The sequence below is a fragment of the Lentibacillus juripiscarius genome, assembly GCF_042685205.1.
GTDB lineage: Bacteria > Bacillota > Bacilli > Bacillales > Amphibacillaceae > Lentibacillus > Lentibacillus juripiscarius.
Map to the genome: position 1 here is coordinate 174439 of NZ_JBHUNA010000024.1, position 17534 is coordinate 191972.

At 44.7% G+C, this 17534-nt stretch carries 19 protein-coding genes; 16 read left to right on the forward strand and 3 right to left on the reverse strand.

The window, feature by feature from the left end; translation table 11 throughout:
* The first annotated feature begins 79 nt into the window (after positions 1–79).
* Complete coding sequence (gene sigI, locus ACFSUO_RS12135) at positions 80–808, forward strand: RNA polymerase sigma-I factor (RefSeq protein WP_382394418.1); 729 nt, start codon at positions 80–82, stop codon at positions 806–808.
* On the forward strand, positions 805–2058 hold the full coding sequence (locus ACFSUO_RS12140) for an anti-sigma factor domain-containing protein (protein WP_382394420.1): 1254 nt from the start codon (positions 805–807) through the stop codon (positions 2056–2058). Before sigI ends, ACFSUO_RS12140 begins: the two co-directional genes overlap by 4 nt.
* Positions 2059–2095: 37 nt before the next feature.
* Here the strand turns inward: ACFSUO_RS12140 and ACFSUO_RS12145 are convergent, their stop codons facing one another.
* Positions 2096–2332 (reverse strand): YhdB family protein, encoded by a 237-nt coding sequence (locus ACFSUO_RS12145; RefSeq protein ID WP_382394422.1) that lies wholly within the window; start codon positions 2330–2332, stop codon positions 2096–2098.
* A 161-nt stretch (positions 2333–2493) separates the two neighbouring features.
* Between ACFSUO_RS12145 and ACFSUO_RS12150 the strand changes: the two genes are divergently transcribed.
* The 10 genes from ACFSUO_RS12150 (at position 2494) to ACFSUO_RS12195 (ending at position 12070) form a co-directional block, all read left to right on the forward strand.
* Complete coding sequence (locus tag ACFSUO_RS12150) at positions 2494–3123, forward strand: YhcN/YlaJ family sporulation lipoprotein (protein WP_382394424.1); 630 nt, start codon at positions 2494–2496, stop codon at positions 3121–3123.
* A gap of 168 nt (positions 3124–3291) precedes the next feature.
* Positions 3292–3930, forward strand: coding sequence for a class I SAM-dependent DNA methyltransferase (locus tag ACFSUO_RS12155; RefSeq protein WP_382394426.1), 639 nt, complete (start codon positions 3292–3294; stop codon positions 3928–3930).
* A 15-nt stretch (positions 3931–3945) separates the two neighbouring features.
* A complete protein-coding gene (locus ACFSUO_RS12160) occupies positions 3946–4413 on the forward strand; it encodes an S-ribosylhomocysteine lyase (protein ID WP_382394428.1) in 468 nt (155 codons plus the stop codon).
* A 12-nt stretch (positions 4414–4425) separates the two neighbouring features.
* Positions 4426–5343, forward strand: a complete 918-nt coding sequence (locus tag ACFSUO_RS12165; RefSeq protein WP_382394430.1) for a PLP-dependent cysteine synthase family protein — start codon at positions 4426–4428, stop codon at positions 5341–5343.
* A 20-nt stretch (positions 5344–5363) separates the two neighbouring features.
* Positions 5364–6497, forward strand: a complete 1134-nt coding sequence (locus ACFSUO_RS12170) for a bifunctional cystathionine gamma-lyase/homocysteine desulfhydrase (RefSeq protein ID WP_382394432.1) — start codon at positions 5364–5366, stop codon at positions 6495–6497.
* Between the two features lie 737 nt (positions 6498–7234).
* Positions 7235–8605 carry a dipeptidase gene (locus ACFSUO_RS12175; protein WP_382394434.1) on the forward strand — a complete coding sequence of 457 codons (1371 nt, stop codon included), beginning with the start codon at positions 7235–7237 and terminating at the stop codon, positions 8603–8605.
* A gap of 265 nt (positions 8606–8870) precedes the next feature.
* A complete protein-coding gene (locus ACFSUO_RS12180) occupies positions 8871–9530 on the forward strand; it encodes a C39 family peptidase (RefSeq protein ID WP_382394464.1) in 660 nt (219 codons plus the stop codon).
* 191 nt (positions 9531–9721) lie between these two features.
* Positions 9722–10480: a (S)-benzoin forming benzil reductase gene (locus tag ACFSUO_RS12185; protein WP_382394436.1), complete on the forward strand. Its 759-nt coding sequence runs from the start codon at positions 9722–9724 to the stop codon at positions 10478–10480.
* A 48-nt stretch (positions 10481–10528) separates the two neighbouring features.
* Complete coding sequence (gene map / locus ACFSUO_RS12190; protein WP_382394438.1) at positions 10529–11281, forward strand: type I methionyl aminopeptidase; 753 nt, start codon at positions 10529–10531, stop codon at positions 11279–11281.
* Positions 11282–11305: 24 nt separating this feature from the next.
* Entirely contained in the window at positions 11306–12070 is a 765-nt protein-coding gene (locus ACFSUO_RS12195; RefSeq protein WP_382394440.1) for a cobalamin-binding protein, read from the forward strand.
* A gap of 109 nt (positions 12071–12179) precedes the next feature.
* Here ACFSUO_RS12195 and ACFSUO_RS12200 read toward each other — a convergent pair whose 3' ends face one another.
* Positions 12180–12548, reverse strand: coding sequence for a hypothetical protein (locus ACFSUO_RS12200; protein WP_382394442.1), 369 nt, complete (start codon positions 12546–12548; stop codon positions 12180–12182).
* A gap of 284 nt (positions 12549–12832) precedes the next feature.
* A complete protein-coding gene (gene nhaC / locus ACFSUO_RS12205) occupies positions 12833–14215 on the reverse strand; it encodes a Na+/H+ antiporter NhaC (RefSeq protein ID WP_382394444.1) in 1383 nt (460 codons plus the stop codon).
* A gap of 466 nt (positions 14216–14681) precedes the next feature.
* On the opposite strand from nhaC, the gene ACFSUO_RS12210 reads away from it, so the two are divergent.
* The 4 genes from ACFSUO_RS12210 (at position 14682) to ACFSUO_RS12225 (ending at position 17422) form a co-directional block, all read left to right on the forward strand.
* Entirely contained in the window at positions 14682–15410 is a 729-nt protein-coding gene (locus ACFSUO_RS12210; RefSeq protein ID WP_382394446.1) for an AzlC family ABC transporter permease, read from the forward strand.
* Positions 15407–15700, forward strand: coding sequence for an AzlD domain-containing protein (locus ACFSUO_RS12215; RefSeq protein WP_382394448.1), 294 nt, complete (start codon positions 15407–15409; stop codon positions 15698–15700). Before ACFSUO_RS12210 ends, ACFSUO_RS12215 begins: the two co-directional genes overlap by 4 nt.
* A gap of 168 nt (positions 15701–15868) precedes the next feature.
* Positions 15869–17068 (forward strand): MFS transporter, encoded by a 1200-nt coding sequence (locus ACFSUO_RS12220; protein WP_382394450.1) that lies wholly within the window; start codon positions 15869–15871, stop codon positions 17066–17068.
* A gap of 120 nt (positions 17069–17188) precedes the next feature.
* Complete coding sequence (locus ACFSUO_RS12225) at positions 17189–17422, forward strand: IDEAL domain-containing protein (protein WP_382394452.1); 234 nt, start codon at positions 17189–17191, stop codon at positions 17420–17422.
* Positions 17423–17534 lie beyond the last annotated feature (112 nt).

Sequence of the window (17534 nt, forward strand, 5' to 3'; positions counted from 1 at the left end):
ACAATGATCAGCTAACAGCCACACCCAAAAAATATATACAACGGACGTATTTTGTAATGCCTGGAGGTGCTGCAGGTTGATGCCCGAATATATACCGGAAGAAAGGTCCATCGAAGAACTGGTTGCTGCAGCCCAAGAGGGAGATCATACTGTTCAGGATTACTTGTTGAATAGTTATAAGCCTTTTATCGCAAAATCTGTTTCAGAGGTATGCAAACGGTATATCGATCCAATGCATGATGATGAATTTAGTATCGGTCTGACCGCTTTTCATGATGCCATTATGTCTTACGCACCGGATCGAGGCAGTTCGTTTTTATCATTTGCAAAGCTTGTGATTAAACGAAAAGTGATTGATTATATCCGTTATGTGCAGAAAACCCCGGTTGCAGCGTCATTGAATGACAATGATGGTGATGATCAGCTGGAAAATCCGGCCGAAGTTGTTGCTGTAAAGGAAATTTACCGTGAAAAGCAGAAAGCATGGTATTTGAGGGAAGAGATTCTCGACTTCAAAGAACAGCTGGACGCCTACAAATTGTCACTGGATCAGCTGACAAAGGTTTCGCCAAAACATAAAGATGCCAGACAATCAGCGATAGCGGCAGCAAAAATCCTTTATCAGGATCAGATACTGCGGGATTATGTCAGGCGGAAGAAGAAACTGCCAATAAAAGACCTGACACAAAAAGTGAATGTCAGCAAAAAAACATTGGAACGAAACAGGAAATTCATCCTGGCCATTTTTATCATACTGCTTGGGGATTATACGTATCTCAAGGAGTATTTGAAGGGGGTGCATTCGTGAAAAAAGGTATCGTAATGGAAATGCGCCGGCGATATATGATTGTCATGCGGAGAGATGGTGCGTTTCAGAAAGCGCGGCGCATTCCTGAGGCTGCTGTTGGAATGGAAGTCCATTTTCAGCCTTTCGACGAAAAACGTCCTTCTGTATGGCATTCCTTTGTTGGGGAAAGGACGCGTATCCCATTTCGAATCACTGCGATGGCATGTGCTTTGCTACTGCTACTATTACCTGTTTACTTTATGATGCAAGAAGAAGAAGTCTATGCTTATGTCAATGTTGCCATCAATCCAAACATGGAACTGGAAATTGACGATAAACTGAAGGTTCATTCGATTAAACCGCAAAATGACGATGCGGAAGTTTTCCTGGAGCAGCTGAAAGATTATAGTGGGAAAGGCTTGGAAGAGGTTCTGCAAATCATTATGCAGGAAACTGAAAGGGCTGACATGCTTAAGAATGGAAAAAGTATGCTGGTAGGCATCAGCTACATACCAGAAACCCATAAAACGTCCGTGACCGATAAACTGGATACTTATTTCAGCGAAAACAACAACGGATGGGAAATAGCAGCATTCCAAGTCCCGAAAGAGGTTTGGGACGAGGCCAGGGGTAAAAAGCAGTCGATGAACGAATTAATGGCAAAGAGTTTGAATGAAAAGGATGCTGCAGACGAAACAGAAACCTCCGGCGTAAACTCTGTTGATGATCATGACAAAGAAATGATAAATTCCTTTTATAATACAAATGTTGGTCATGACAATAAAACGGGGAACACGGCTGGTCAACGTAATACGGAAACAGATAAAAACACGGATGCAGCATCCAGTTCTGAGAAAAAACAGACTGAAAACTCTGAACAAATTGAAAAGACAAAGCCTCCTGTGGATGATGTAAAAGAACGGAAAAAAGAAGCAAACCAAATTAGACAAAAATCAAAAAACATCAGACCGCATGAGAAAAACAAGGAAAAACATAGGTATCAAGAGGAAAAGCATGGACATCGTGGGAAGAAGAATGCTGTCCCAAAGAAAAAAAAGCCTAATGAAAATGCCAATGAAAATGCTTTTTATAAAGGGAATGGACACCGGAAAAATCACTCACCAAGCAATGACTGGCATCACAGAAAAAACAAAAACGGCCATCAGAAAGGACATCATAGGAACCGGCACGGCGGACATTCCAAAGGCAAAGGTCCTTACGGTAACAAAGACGGACACGGGCATCACCAAAAGAAAAAGGGACATAATTAATGAAAAATGCACCAGTACAAACTGGTGCATTTTTTGCCTACACTTCCATGGCAACCGGTGGTGTATATTTCATTGCATGGTCAATATAATACAACAAACTGTCGTGAGATTCGACAATTGCTGTCTGATCAGGAGAATAATGGTAAGCATGGAGAAAAAGCTGGATTTTTTTAGACAGCATATCATCTTCTGTGCGAACCATCAGTATGAGCAACTCATCCCATTGGCCCCACAGCGTATAATATAGGGCTTTGTCATAATCAGGAATATCCATTGTATGCCCTCCTCTAATTGAAAAGGATCATTTATAGTCTCCCCTGATTAGCATTTATATTGTCTGATTCAAAAATGGTGTGCCTGCCAATTTCTGAGAGCGAATAAATCAGCCCTTCTGATGCAGACTAAGACCAAATCAGGAAGGAGGATTTAGCTCAAATGAAATGGAAAATTTATAGCATGATGCTTGCAGCAGTGTTTGTTCTTGGTGCGTGCCAGGCAGATAATGGAAACGATGACGCACCGAACAACCAGAATGGCGATGACAACAATGTGGAACAGACTCGTTATGGCGGTGATGCAGATAACCGCGGTGATAATATGAACAACCGTAACAATAACGAGTTGAACAATGGCAACCAGACACGGGATACAGACAATCGCGGGAATAACAACAATGGCAATAACAATGGCGAAGATCAGTATGAACTGGCTGATAAAGCTGCAGATCAAATAAGTGAAAAGGTTGATGGGATTGACAACGCATATGTAGTCAAAACCGATAACAATGCATATGTCGCTGCCGAGCTAGACCAGGACAACAATGCGAATAATAACAATAATGGTGACCGCGGCAATGAAGTTACCGATGAAGTGAAACAGGAGATATCCAAGATTGTGAAATCGGTCGATTCGGATGTGGATAATGTATATGTGTCCACAAACCCTGACTTTTTTGATCTGGCCGGAAACTATGCAGATGATGCTGATGACGGAGAGCCGGTTGAAGGCCTATTTGACCAGATGGGCAACATGATTGAACGGGTCTTTCCACAAAACAAAGACTGAAACAATTAAGAAACGAGTGCCACATATTCTGTGCGCACTCGTTTTTTTTACGTCAGAAACCGAGTACTTCTAATTGCTATTAGGCTCAACTTTTGTTATTCTATGCATATAATCCATATTAAACATAGTTGTTTACTATGAATAATGGAGTGATGGAGATGACAACAGATGGGGCGTGAGTTTTTAGGAATATTTGAGGAATGGGCCGATACGTATGACGACAGTGTGAAAGGTATTGACCGTCAGTATGCAGCTGTTTTTGATAAATATGATATTATTTTAAATGAAGTAGTCAATCATTCACACGGAAATATACTGGAATTTGGCGTTGGCACTGGCAATTTAACCAAAAAATTGATGGAGTCAGGATATGAAGTGACAGGGGTAGAGCCATCAGCGGCTATGCGGGAAAAGGCTTCCGGCAAACTGCCATCCCTTTCCTTATTTGAAGGTGATTTCATCCATTTTCCGGACCCCTCTAAACCAGTGCATACGATTGTAAGTTCGTTTGCTTTTCATCATTTGACAGATCTAGAAAAAGAACGTGCAGTAAAACAATTTGCAGGGATTTTGCAGCCAATGGGCAGGATTGTTTTTGCGGATACAGTGTTTGAAACCGTTGAACATAAAGCAGTAATGGTAAATAAAGCCAGGGAACAAGGGTTCATGGATTTGGCAGAAGATCTCGAAAGGGAGTATTACACAACACTGGCCGAGCTGAGGCGCATTTTCACATCAACTGGCTTCCATGTTACATTTGAACAGATGAATGATTTTGTCTGGATAATAAAAGCGGTTAAACAATAAAAGGAGCGATTTGTCATGTCGGAAAAAATGAACGTCGAAAGTTTCAACCTTGACCATACGAAAGTGAAAGCACCATACGTACGGCTCGTCGGGGTAACGACAGGAACAAGCGGGGATAAAGTATATAAATACGATATCCGTTTTAAACAGCCGAATAAAGACCATATGGATATGCCTGGGCTGCATTCGATTGAACATTTAATGGCAGAAAACATTCGCAATCACCTGGATAATGTGCTGGATATCGGTCCAATGGGCTGCCAGACCGGATTTTATCTGGCTGTTCTAAATAATGACAGTTACGATGATGTTGTCGAGGCACTTGAAAAAACACTGAACGATGTGCTGGAAGCGGAGGAAGTTCCGGCATGCAATGAAGTTCAGTGCGGCTGGGCGGCCAACCATAGCCTGGATGGTGCACAGGCTATTGCCAAAGAGATGCTGGCCGGAAAAGATGAATGGCATCAAGTCTTTGCCGAGTAAGAGGCGATGTTTATGGCATTGTTCCATTCCATCAAACAGTTAATTGGTGATACACCGTTATTGGAAATGACGAAGTTCCCCCTGCCAGAGGGGGTTCGTTTGTATGCGAAGCTAGAATTTTATAACCCGGGCGGAAGTGTAAAGGATCGATTGGGTGTTGAACTGATAAATGATGCCTTAAACCGCGGGAAAGTAAAGCCTGGTGGAACTATTATCGAACCAACTGCTGGAAATACCGGAATCGGTTTGGCACTCGCTGCACTGGATAAAAACTTATCGGTTATTTTTTGTGTTCCGGAGCAATTCAGCATTGAAAAACAGCAATTGATGAAAGCGTTGGGAGCGACAATTATACCTACGCCGAGTAACCAGGGCATGGCTGGTGCGATTGAGAAGACCCGGCAGCTTCTGGATAAAACACCTAATAGTTATTCGCCGCAGCAGTTTGCTTCCATGACAAACCCGGCTACGTATTACAAGACACTGGCACCTGAGTTGTGGCGTGACCTTAATGGCGGGATTGATATTTTCGTTGCTGGTGCAGGTTCTGCCGGAACATTTATGGGTATTTCACGTTATTTAAAAGAGAAAAAACAGAATATCAAGTCTGTTATTGTAGAACCAGAGGGGTCAATTATAGCTGGCGGAGAACCCGGTCCGCATAAAACCGAGGGGATCGGCATGGAGTTTTTCCCGGAATTTTTTGACCGCTCATTGATTGACTCTATTTATACGGTAGCAGATTCAGATGCTTTTTCAATGACTGAAAATTTGGCAAATAAAGAAGGATTATTGGTTGGCAGTTCCTCAGGTTCGGCGATGTATGCTGCCCTGAAAGAAGCCCGTCATGCAGAGCCTGGAACGACCATTGTCACGGTATTGCCTGATGGCAGTGACCGATATCTCAGTAAGGGCATTTATCCAGGATAGATTGGGGAGGGAGAATGGAGATGCGAGCAAAAACCAAAATGATACACGGCGGTGTTACGGGAGATGAACAAACGGGTGCTGTATCGGTCCCTATATACCAGGTAAGCACATATGAACAGAATTCGGCCGGGAAGCCCCGTGGCTACGAATATTCCAGGACTGGCAATCCAACCCGGCATGCGCTCGAATCTGTCGTAGCTGATTTAGAAAATGGGAAGTCCGGATTTGCGTTCAGTTCCGGTATGGCCGCAATAACATCGGTCATGATGCTGTTTGAATCAGGTGACCATGTTGTGATGACGGATGATGTCTATGGCGGGACTTACCGCCTGATGACAAATGTACTGAATCGATTTAATCTGGAACATGACTATGTGGATACGAGCATTGCAGGGGGAGTTGAAGCAGCCATTCAACCAAATACGAAGGCGCTTTATATTGAAACACCGACAAATCCACTGTTAAAAATTACAGATATTACAAAAATGGCAGAACTCGCCAAAAAACATGATTTGCTTCTAATTGTTGATAATACTTTTGCCACACCATATTGGCAACAGCCGCTAGATTTGGGTGCAGATATTGTATTGCACAGTGCAACCAAGTACATTGGTGGTCATAGTGATGTGGTGGCAGGACTTTTGGCGGTTAGTTCCAGTGATTTGGCAGAAAGAATCCACTTCATTCAAAATTCAGCTGGAGGGGTGCTTGGACCACAGGATTCGTGGCTCTTGATGCGCGGTATTAAAACGCTTGGAATTCGGATGGAAGCAGTTGAGCGCAATACAGCCAAACTGGCAGAATTTCTGCAAAACCATGAGAAAGTGAGCACTGTTTATTATCCTGGACTTCCCGCACATGAAGGGCATGAAGTTGCCAGACGGCAGGCCACTGGTTTCGGTGGGATGATTTCATTTGATGCCGGAAGTGGCGAGGAAGCTGAAAAGGTTTTAAGCCGTGTAGCGTATTATACACTGGCTGAAAGTCTTGGAGCGGTGGAAAGTCTTATTTCCATTCCGGCGAAAATGACGCACGCGTCGATTCCGAAAGACAGACGGGAAGAATTGGGTATCGCGGATGGGCTGATCCGTGTTTCAGTAGGGATTGAAGATGCGGATGATCTGATTGAAGACATGGAACAGGCATTGAAATAATGTTGGAAGGGATCCCATAAAGTGGGACGTTTAGAATAGACAGCTTGCTGGAACTGGGTCCGGTATTGTACCGGGGTCAGTTTTTTATTTTGATTTGAAAGTGATGAACGCCCGAATGCGAGGGAGGAATCGCCATTCGGTCACTCATCAGGGTGATGAACGCCCGAATGCGAGGGAGGAATCGCCATTCGGTCACTCATCAAGGTAATGAACGCCCGAATACGAGGAAGGAATCGCCATTCGGTCACTCATCAGGGTGATGAACGCCCGAATGCGAGGGAGGAATCGCCATTCGGTCACTCATCAAGGTGATGAACGCCCGAATGCGAGGGAGGAATCGCCATTCGGTCGCTCATCAAGGTAATGAACGCCCGAATGCGAGGAAGGAATCGCCATTCGGCCACTCATCAGGGTGATGAACGCCCGAATGCGAGGGAGGAATCGCCATTCGGTCACTCATCAGGGTGATGAACGCCCGAATGCGAGGGAGGAATCGCCATTCGGTCACTCATCAGGGTGATGAACGCCCGAATGCGAGGGAGGAATCGCCATTCGGTCACTCATCAAGGTAATGAACGCCCGAATGCGCCCCACCGCACCGCTTGGAATACCAAATCGTTAGTCACTGCCATTACCCACGAACGCTAATTCAACATTTGACCCCCGATTCCAGTCGCTCTATTCGTTTTTTTGGCGTAATATGCTAAAATGGAACAAAAGAATGGAGGTATGTAAGCATGAGTGAACAGGCAATTAAGTACTTATCCGACAATCGTGACCAGCTGTTGAAAAAGTTGCATGATTTTTTGTCTATACCAAGTGTCAGCACCGACAGTGTACATAAAGATGACATTAAACAGGCGGCGTCCTATTTGGAATCGTACTTAAATGACATTGGTTTTGAAAATGTTGAGCAGCAGGATACGGGTGGGCACCCGCTTGTATATGCCGAATATAATCAGGCCGGGCCGGATGCGCCGACTGTTTTATTTTATGGCCATTATGATGTGCAGCCTGTTGACCCGATTGATCAATGGGAGAGTGATCCATTCGAACCGGAAGTACGGGATGGCCGACTGTATGCCCGTGGCTCAAGTGATGATAAAGGGCAAGTTTTCATGCACCTTGCTGTTTTTGAAGCATATATGAAAACAGAAGGAAAATTACCGTTGAATGTTAAAGTATGCATTGAAGGTGAAGAAGAGATCGGCAGCGAAAATCTGTATACCATGCTTCATGACAAAAAAGAGCAGTTTGGCGCTGATTTTGCCGTCATATCGGATTCGGGAATGGTTGCCCAGAACCAGCCGACTATTTTATATGGATTGAAAGGTTTCACCGGAATCGAAATTAATGTAACCGGACCTGATCATGATCTGCATTCCGGTATGTATGGCGGGGCTGTCCGCAACCCAGCTATAGCCTTAAGTCATATTCTTGCTTCCATGAAGAATGAAGAGGAAGTGGTCACAGTTGATGGTTTTTATGATGACGTTGAGCCGCTTTCTGATCATGAACGGGAACTAATTGCTAAAGTCGAAGGTGAAGATTACCGGGAATCGACCGGTGCAACCGAGACTGTATCTGAAAAAGGCTACACCGCTAAAGAACATACAATGGCACGGCCGACGTTTGAAATTAACGGTATTTTCGGCGGCTATCAGGGAGAAGGAACGAAAACGATTATTCCATCACAGGCGGGTGCAAAAATCACATGCCGGCTTGTCCCTGGTCAGGATCCGGAACATATTCAGTCGTTGCTGGAGAAGCATGTGCACGAAGCAGCGCCATCCGGTGTCACGGTCGATGTAAAAAAAGAAAAGCTGTCGGCTAAAGCATATAAAGTTGATCCGGATCATCCATTGATTAAAAAAGCTGCGAAAAGTTACACGGAAGCCTTCGGGAAAGAAACTGTTTATGTACGGATGGGTGGCTCCATACCTGTTGTGGAATGGATTGAAAGCATCTATAACGTTCCGATTGTGCTGCTTGGGTTTGGAACACCGGATGACCGGCTACACTCTCCAAATGAAAGTTTCCCGCTGGACAGTTTTGATAAAGGGATGGAGACCCTTGTCCGTTATTGGGCTGAAGTCAATAACGATTAAGCAGATTTTCGCCGGTGATATTCTACTGTGAGAGCAGTCATACGGAGCAACAGATTTCGTGGCTGTCATTGCGCGAGTCGCTTTTGAATCATAAGACTTTTAGTCAACTATTGCTTAACAGGGGTGCACAATTCAAATGATGAAGAGCCGTTTACGGTGGTTGTTGCTGCTGGCGCTGTTCGGTTCACTGACTGCATGTGATAATAAAGAATTTTTTTCTGAGGCGACTGCTGAGAATGTAACTAGCCTCGAGGAAAAGAAAGTAATGGAGATAACACAATCGGAGGCCGTTTTCAAAGCACAAACAGCTTCTCTGAAAACGATCGCCAAAGAAACACCTGTGAGTACGGCCCCTGTGGATGTGCCACTGATTAATCAAATGGATGAGCCGAGGCTGTATAATGGGTGCGAAGTTGCCAGCCTTGCTATGGTGTTAAATTATCATGGGTATGAAACTACCAAAAATGAATTAGCTGCCGAGGTTCCCCGTGTCCCTTTAACCTATGAGGATGGCCAAAAGGGGAATCCGAATGAGGGCTTTGTCGGGGATATGGAGAATGGGCCGGGATTGAGTGTTTACCACGGTCCCATTCATGAACTTGCCCAGAAGTACGCCGGTGATAAGGCCATTGATTTGACTGGCAAACCTGTGGAACTGCTGTATCATTATATTTCACATGGATTGCCGGTGTGGGTGATTAATACAGTGAACTTTGTCCCAACGACAGCTTTCCAGACATGGAATACACCAGAAGGCAGTATGGATATATCATTTGATGTCCACAGTGCCGTGGTGACTGGATATGATGAACATTATGTGTATGTAAATAACCCGTACGGACAGAAAAATCAGAAAGTCGGCCGGGAGAATTTTGAAAAAGCTTGGGAACAAATGGGCAGCCAGGCCATTGTTATTGTAAAATAAGTATACTTTCACACGTTAGGAAAGTATAAAATTTTAGCTGGGAGATTACTCGAATGCAGTGAAAATTAATCGTCCTACGTGTTAGATAGGCTAAAGCAATTGCTCCGTTCTCAAGCTTGGCGCTAGTAATTAAACGAGAAAGAAATTTGGTACCATACGACCATATGTCAATATTAGGGGGATCAATCAGTATGCGTTTTGCAGTGGTAACCGGTGTATCGAAGGGTTTGGGAGAATCAGCTGCTAAACTTTTGATGGAATCAGGTGTGCATGTTATAGGAATTTCCAGAAGCCCGAATGAATCACTGAATCAGTTTGCGGAAGCGAACAATATAACCTATCAGCACTATTCCTGCGATTTGGGTGATATTGAGAAAGTAGAGGAACTGGCAATAGAAATTAGTGAATCCGTCTTTAACCAGGATCCAGAGACGGTTTATCTGATTAACAATGCCGCAGTGCTGGAACCGATTGACCAGTCGATGAATATCCAGAGTGCTGATCTGGCTTACCATATTCGGGTGAATACAACAGCACCAATGGTATTCATGAATAACTTCCTGAAACAGGCTGCTGAAAAGGATGTACAATTTGTTGGAACAACCATTACATCTGGTGCAGCGGAGAGACCTGTGTATGGCTGGAGTGCTTATTGCACGTCCAAGGCGAGTATCAATATGTTTACGAGAACAGCCGCACTGGAACAAGAGGAACTGAACACGCCAAGTAAAGTCATTGCATTCAGCCCCGGCGTGATGGATACCAATATGCAGGAGAAGATCCGGGCCAGTGATGCGGATGCATTTAAAGATGTGGACAATTTCAGGGAATATAAGCGAAATAATCAGCTGAAAGACACCGACGTTGTTGGCGGCGTTCTTGTCGATATTTTAACGGATGAAACGAATATCATTAATGGCAAAATTTATTATGCAAAAGACTATTTTTAAGCAGTTTGATTAATGGGAAGTGAACTTGATTCAGAAAGGAAGTCCGAGATGATAACACGGAAAAGCAAACGCGAAATAGAGAAGATGCAGGCGGCAGGAGATCTGCTCGTCAAGTGTCATAAGGAAATAGCTAAAATGATACGACCGGGAATGACGACAAAGGAAATTGATTCATTTACCGATCAGTTTCTGGCTGATCATGGTGCCACACCTGAACAAAAAGGGTATAGTGGCTACCCATTTGCCACTTGCGCCTCCGTCAATGATGAAATTTGTCATGGTTTTCCACGAGATGAAAAACTGGAAAATGGAGATATTGTCACGATAGACATGGTGGTCAACCTGAACGGTGGTCTTGCCGATTCTGCATGGACATACCGGGTCGGAACGGTCGATGAAGCGGGTGAACGGCTGTTGCAGGTATCCAAAAACTCTCTGTACAAAGGCATTGAGCAGGCCCAGCCCGGTAATCGGATTGGCGATATCGGCCATGCTATCCAAACGTATGCAGAAGGGGAAGGTTTCTCCGTTGTCCGCGATTTTACAGGACACGGAATTGGGCCAACCATTCATGAGGAACCACATATCCCTCATTTTGGCCTGCCAAATAAAGGCGCACGGTTAAAAGAGGGCATGGTGATTACGATTGAACCAATGATCAATGAAGGAAGCTGGCAGAGCAAAATGGACTCCAACAATTGGACGGCACGAACCGTTGATCAAGGACGCTCGGCGCAATATGAGCATACTGTTGTGATTACAAAAGACGGTCCTTTGCTGACGACTGATCAGGATAAATAAAGCATCTGGAGGGGGAGGAGTAAGTTGCGCGTAGTATCCATTTGCCCGAGTAATACAGAAATTATGGCCTATCTTGACCGGGTTGAACTGCTTGTCGGCGTCGATGATTATTCTGATTGGCCTGCACAAGTCCAGCAATTGCCGAAAGTCGGTCCTGATCTCTCCATTGATATGGATAAGGTGGAAGCGCTGCAGCCGGATTTGGTAATAGCTTCATTAAGTGTTCCCGGTATGGAAAAGAATATCGAAGCACTGGAAAAGAGAGAATTGCCTTACATTACCCTGGACCCTAACTCACTGGAAGAAATAGCCAGTGACATCGAGTATGTTGGCAAAGCACTGGGAGAGACCGGGCATGGCAAGGAAAAAGCGTATGCATTTCGCGCGGAAGTGGCAGCATTTCGTGAACAGGCTTCGCTTAAACCGGAAAGGGCAACTCTGTATTGGGAATGGTGGCCTAAGCCCATTTTTACACCTGGACGCACGAATTGGCTGACGGAAATCAGTGAATTGGCCGGTTCCAGAAATATATTTGATACAGAAAATCAAGCAAACGTCCAGACGACCTGGGATGACGTCAAACAGCGAGAGCCGGATCACATCTGCATGGTCTGGGTTGGCGTGAAGGAATCCAAAATGCGGCCGGAGCTCTTGAAGAGAAGGCCTGGCTGGAATGAAATGAAGGCCATTCAGGAAGACAGGATTCACGTCCTTGAAGAGTCATTGTACTGCAGACCTTCGCCACGATTGCTGGACGGATTGCGCAAATTAGTGGCTATTTTGGAATGAAACTTCCCTTTCACGAGGGGAGTTTTTTTGATGAGAATCGCTGTAGTATTGCCAATAATCGCTGCAGTTTGGCAGTACAGTTGCAGCCGTGCGGATTTTTTGCATCACCTTAGAGAATGAAACATTGCTGAACAATGTCTATAAACTGCGACGTAACTGCTACGTTGGGGTAGCCGAAAGTCGCGCGAGCCGGGCCGAAAGTCGCGCGAAAATCGGAAAAGTCGCGCGAGCCGGGCCGAAAGTCGCGCGAAAATCGGAAAAGTCGCGCGAGCCGGGCCAAAAGTCGCGCGAAAATCGAGAAAGTCGCGCGAGCCGGGCTGAAAGTCGCGCGAAAATCGGAAAAGTCGCGCGAGCCGGGCCGAAAGTCGCGCGAAAATCGGAAAAGTCGCGCGAGCCGGGCCAAAAGTCGCGCGAAAATCGGAAAAGTCGCGCGATCCGGGCCGAAAGTCGCGCGAAAATCGGAAAAGTCTTCACCCAAAGACTTGCAACACGACGAGCACCAAGTGTATTTCTGTAGCGGTATCATAGCACACAAATTGTTCACTATGTCGCAGTTTACATCAACTACACCGGTAAACAGGCCCGGCCTTATGGCGGATGCCGAAGTATTTCTTATAAGGTATCCATCATTCATGCTTTCTAACGTTATAAAAAACGAAAAATCCGGACTGATTTGATATCCAAAATCATCGTTCGAATTTTTCGTTGCTTCTATACTTTTGTTTCAGCCTCTTTTAGAAACTAAGTTTTATTGTCTGACGGTCACGGGGATACATTTTGTTTCTTTATGATGGTTTTCCCGCCAAATAATATGGTGATGACTGGACTGAGCAGGCAGAAAAAGGCGAACGGCAAATACGTAAGCACTGGAACACCAAGGACGTCGGCAATAAAGACACCGCACACACTCCAAGGAACAAGCGGGTTAATTACGGTGCCGGCGTCTTCCAATGTTCTGGACAGTGCTTTGTTGGACAGCCCGGCTTTTTGGTAGACACCTTTAAACGTTTCTCCTGTGAGCATAATGGAAAGATATTGCTCCCCGATCAGCACATTCACACCAATTGCTGTTGCAGCTGTCGAGGCGATGATTGCCCTGATTTTCTGCAGTTTTTCCTGGAACGCTGACAAAATAGACGGGACGATTCCTGTGACAAATAATAAACCACCGAATCCAAGTGCCAGGATAACAAGGGAAATAGTAAACAGCATGCTGTTGATTCCACCCTTTGTCAGAAGACTGTTGACAGGTTCAAAGCCGGTTGTTGCTGTATAGCCATTGAACCAGATTGCCCAAATGTCCGTCCAGGCGATCTCGCTGGTTATGCCGGCCAGAATAGTAGCTGTCATGCTGCTGACAGCCAGTGAGATGAATGCTGGAATTTTAAAAATGGTTGCCAGAATCAGCACGATAAGCGGTATCCAGGAAGTCCAGAAGATTAGGCCGGTTTCCTCCAGGGCAGCCATGTATTTGTCCAGATTTGCCACGCCGACCGATTCATCCGGCGAAAGAAAAGCAAACAGCAAGAATGAAATGATGAAAGCAGGAATCGTTGTCAGGCTCAAGTGCCGGATATGTTCAAACAAGTCCACTTCGACAATTGTTGAAGCGAGATTCGTCGTATCGGATAACGGCGACATTTTATCACCGAAAAAGGCGCCAGATACAACGGCACCCGCTGTTATCGCCATCGATGCGTCCATGGCTGTCCCCATACCAATGAAAGCAACGCCAATGGTAGCCGTTGTGGTTAGAGAACTTCCAAGTGAAATCCCGATAATCGCTGTTACGGCAAACGCTATGGCATAAAACCAGGTACCGCCAATCAATGTGAATCCGGAGCTGATTAGTGCTGGGATCGTTCCGCTGATCATCCAGCTGCTGATTAGTATTCCGATGAGCAAGAATAGGAAAATGGCCCCCATCCCTGATTTAGCACCGGCTATCATCCCTTCCTCGAGATCTTTAAACGGAATTTTCCTGCTGAGTCCGTAAATGACTGTAAGCATAATAGCAATAAGAATTGGGATGTGTGGCTGGGTGCCAAGACTAATTAAGAAATAACTGATAAGTCCAATCGTTAAGAAGAAAATAGCAATTGATTCGCCAAGAGATGGCTGGTGTTTCGGTTCAATAGGAAACAACTTAGTAACCTCCTTTGTTGTATAAATAAAAAAAGCCCCATCCCAAAATAGGGACGAAGCTTTACTCCGCGTTACCACCCTGCTTGGTGAGTGTCAAAGTCCAGAAAATACCGCTACCGATTTCCGGTATCTGTGGGACGCTCACCCGCTTATGAAACATATCCGTTTTAATCTTGAATGTGTAATTCGATCCTTACTTGCCAGGGTTTGCACCGGCCACCCTGTCGCTGTTTGCTGCCCGGTAAAGAATCTACTGCGCATTCACGGATGCTTTATTCGATTAAAATATTACTATGACTATACATGGTATGTCCGGAACTTGTCAATATGCATTTTCCCGTTCGTGATCGGATAACAAGAGGAAACAAACAAACAGCGTCTTATTTTTCCGAATTCAATTACTTTTTTCTTGAATTAAAATAAGGTATAATAAGCATAATTTTTCACTTAGGGGGGACGGCAATCAATGGAAACAGAACTAGTGGAAAAACAACATACATCCCCAAGAATACATATGATTCAAAGAGGCGCAGCAGTTGGATTCCCGATTATGCTTGGGTATCTGCCAATAGCGATTACATATGGTGTGCTGGCAAAACAGTCCGGCATGTCACTGACGGAACTGACATTGATGAGTGTGATGGTTTTTGCTGGTGCCAGTCAGTTTATGGGAGCAAACATGATTGCTGTTGGTGCCGGGGCAATGGAAATTATCGTGGCCACATTCGTGCTTAACTTCCGTCATTTTGTCATGAGTTTGTCGTTCATGAATCGCTTGCGGGATTTCGGGATGAAATGGAAAGTGCCTTTATCGATGGGATTGACCGATGAGACATTTGCAGTATCGGCATTGCATACGAAAGAAGCCAAAATGGAAAAAGGCGCCTATTTTTACGCATCACTCATATTAACAGCTTACCTTGCATGGATTGGGGGCTCGTTTTTAGGTGGGGTGCTCGGGGAGGTTATTCCGGCACAGTTGAGCCAGAGCATGGGTATTGCGTTATATGCAATGTTCATCGGTTTGCTGATCCCATCGGTGAAAAAAGAGTGGCGAGTCGGCTTAGTTGCTGCGATTGCCATGCTGATTAATGCCGTATTCAGCCAGTTTATGAGTGATGGCTGGGCCATTGTGTTCGGTACAGTCCTGGGCGGATGGAGCGCTGTATTTCTGTTGAAGGAGGATGCATCATGATTATCGCAATCATCATTGGTATGGCAGCTGTCACAATGATTCCAAGAGTTATCCCCGCATTTATTGTAGATAAGCTGCAATTCCGAGACTGGATTAACCGCTGGCTGAATGCGATTCCGTATGCCGCTTTGGGAGCACTTATTTTTCCCGGGATAATGAGTGTCATTCCAGACGAGCCGCTGATTGGCCTGCTTGGTGGTGCAGTAGCTATTGTACTTGCATATTTTGGACTGAATGTCATTTTAGTTGTTGCCGGTGCCATTGTCACTGTCTTTCTCCTGACGATGTGACATGAATACAGAAAGAAAAGCCGCCTGTTATGGTGGCTTTTTTATTTTTTAAAAGTTTTTGCTGTTTATTTTTCGGAAAAATGTGGATGGTTTCAGTTCCGGATAATTCAGCACACTGGGTAAACATTAATGGTAGTGTTGATTACTTATAAAAGGATGAATGCAGTTATGGAAAGTCAATTCAGTGAGAAGGAAAAGCGATGGGCTGTTCTGTCCCTGGCATCAATTCCGTTAATTATGACGCTTGGAAATTCCATGCTGATTCCCATTTTGCCTGTGATGGAAAAAGAGTTGAATATATCAAAACTTGAATCGAGCTACATTATTACGGCTTATTCAGTTGTGGCCATTTTCCTGATTCCGGTAGCAGGTTTTTTATCAGACAGGTTTGGAAGGAAAAAGGTAATTGTCCCGGCTTTGATTATTACCGGAATTGGGGGTCTGCTAGCCGGCTTGGCATCCCATTTGATGGATGATGCGTTTCTTATTGTTGTGGCTGGAAGAATTTTGCAGGGAGTTGGTGCATCGGGTGCATTCCCGATTGTGCTTCCACTTGTTAGCGATATATTTAAAGATGATGAAGAAGCTACCACAACACTTGGTATCATTGAGACGTCCAATACAATAGGCAAAGTTTTGAGTCCAATATTGGGTGCCGCTCTGGCAGCGCTTGTCTGGTTCCTTCCCTTTTACTCAATTCCGGTATTTTGTGCTATCTCTGTGCTGATGGTTATATTCCTAATCAAAGATAAGGGCGGGGAAGAGGAGCGTACAAAATTCAAGGAATATATGGCATTTGCAAAGGATGTCCTTAAAGAACATGGCAAATGGCTTGTGGCTGTATTTGCGATCGGTGCCATCCTCATGTTTATTTTGTTTGGATTTTTATTTTACTTATCCAGTATTCTGGAAGATAAATACGATTATGAAGGTATATGGAAAGGTGTCCTGCTTGCGATACCACTGCTGGCCCTATCTATTGCTTCGTTTACAAGCGGCCGAATGATAAAGGGGAAACTGACCGTAATGAAATGGGTAACTTTTGTTGGAATTATTCTCGCCGGTGCCTCGGTTGCAGTTATTCCGTTCATGGATCACCCGGTTTATTTGCTGTCCATCTTTTTCGTCTGCGGTGTCGGTATTGGCATGGCACTACCGTGTTTGGATGCGCTCATCACGGAAAGCCTGGAAAAAAGTGTCCGAGGTGTAATCACTTCTATTTATACAGCCATGCGTTTTATTGGGGTTGCTGCCGGTCCGCCAGTGATTGCTGTCATGATGAAAGGGAATATCATATGGATGGCCAGCCTTTTGATGGTTTTTGCACTGGTGGCGGGTATTCTCGGCTATCGCAACATTAATCCATAGTAGGGAGAGTACAACTGGAAAAAAATATTTACTGAAAATACAACCTATTTTAATAATTTACCCTTGCAACTTTTACGATTTTTTAGGATAATGGAAAAAAGGAACAAGGGGGAGTGTTCCATGAACCGGCAAAAAGCGAGTTACCGGTTTTATCGTTACACAGGGAAAACACTTTATGCTAAACGTGAAATTTCGTATGAGTTAAGACTGACGGCACAATTGGTACTGGATGAATTATGTTTCAACTGGAATAAACAGAAGCTTGAAATGGCAATTAATCACTCCGTTGATACAGGAGATAAGGAACAATTTCTTCTGCTGAGTGAGGCGTACAGAAGTTATATCTGGGAATAAGCTGGTTTAAGCATGAATGCCTTGCCGATGATTGGTAAGGCATTTTTGTGCGACGGGCAGTCGCACCTAGTGTAGATTACTACACTGAACTAACTTTTAAAGGATTGGAGTA

Bases quoted from the DNA above. Each gene is read 5' to 3' on its own strand.
- sigI (WP_382394418.1), top strand. From the start codon at position 80: ATGCCCGAATATATACCGGAAGAAAGGTCCATCGAAGAACTGGTTGCT.
- ACFSUO_RS12145 (WP_382394422.1), bottom strand. From the start codon at position 2,332: ATGGATATTCCTGATTATGACAAAGCCCTATATTATACGCTGTGGGGC.
- ACFSUO_RS12150 (WP_382394424.1), top strand. From the start codon at position 2,494: ATGAAATGGAAAATTTATAGCATGATGCTTGCAGCAGTGTTTGTTCTT.
- ACFSUO_RS12155 (WP_382394426.1), top strand. From the start codon at position 3,292: ATGGGGCGTGAGTTTTTAGGAATATTTGAGGAATGGGCCGATACGTAT.
- ACFSUO_RS12160 (WP_382394428.1), top strand. From the start codon at position 3,946: ATGTCGGAAAAAATGAACGTCGAAAGTTTCAACCTTGACCATACGAAA.
- ACFSUO_RS12165 (WP_382394430.1), top strand. From the start codon at position 4,426: ATGGCATTGTTCCATTCCATCAAACAGTTAATTGGTGATACACCGTTA.
- ACFSUO_RS12170 (WP_382394432.1), top strand. From the start codon at position 5,364: ATGCGAGCAAAAACCAAAATGATACACGGCGGTGTTACGGGAGATGAA.
- ACFSUO_RS12175 (WP_382394434.1), top strand. From the start codon at position 7,235: ATGAGTGAACAGGCAATTAAGTACTTATCCGACAATCGTGACCAGCTG.
- ACFSUO_RS12180 (WP_382394464.1), top strand. From the start codon at position 8,871: ATGGAGATAACACAATCGGAGGCCGTTTTCAAAGCACAAACAGCTTCT.
- ACFSUO_RS12185 (WP_382394436.1), top strand. From the start codon at position 9,722: ATGCGTTTTGCAGTGGTAACCGGTGTATCGAAGGGTTTGGGAGAATCA.
- map (WP_382394438.1), top strand. From the start codon at position 10,529: ATGATAACACGGAAAAGCAAACGCGAAATAGAGAAGATGCAGGCGGCA.
- ACFSUO_RS12210 (WP_382394446.1), top strand. From the start codon at position 14,682: ATGGAAACAGAACTAGTGGAAAAACAACATACATCCCCAAGAATACAT.
- ACFSUO_RS12215 (WP_382394448.1), top strand. From the start codon at position 15,407: ATGATTATCGCAATCATCATTGGTATGGCAGCTGTCACAATGATTCCA.
- ACFSUO_RS12220 (WP_382394450.1), top strand. From the start codon at position 15,869: ATGGAAAGTCAATTCAGTGAGAAGGAAAAGCGATGGGCTGTTCTGTCC.
- ACFSUO_RS12225 (WP_382394452.1), top strand. From the start codon at position 17,189: ATGAACCGGCAAAAAGCGAGTTACCGGTTTTATCGTTACACAGGGAAA.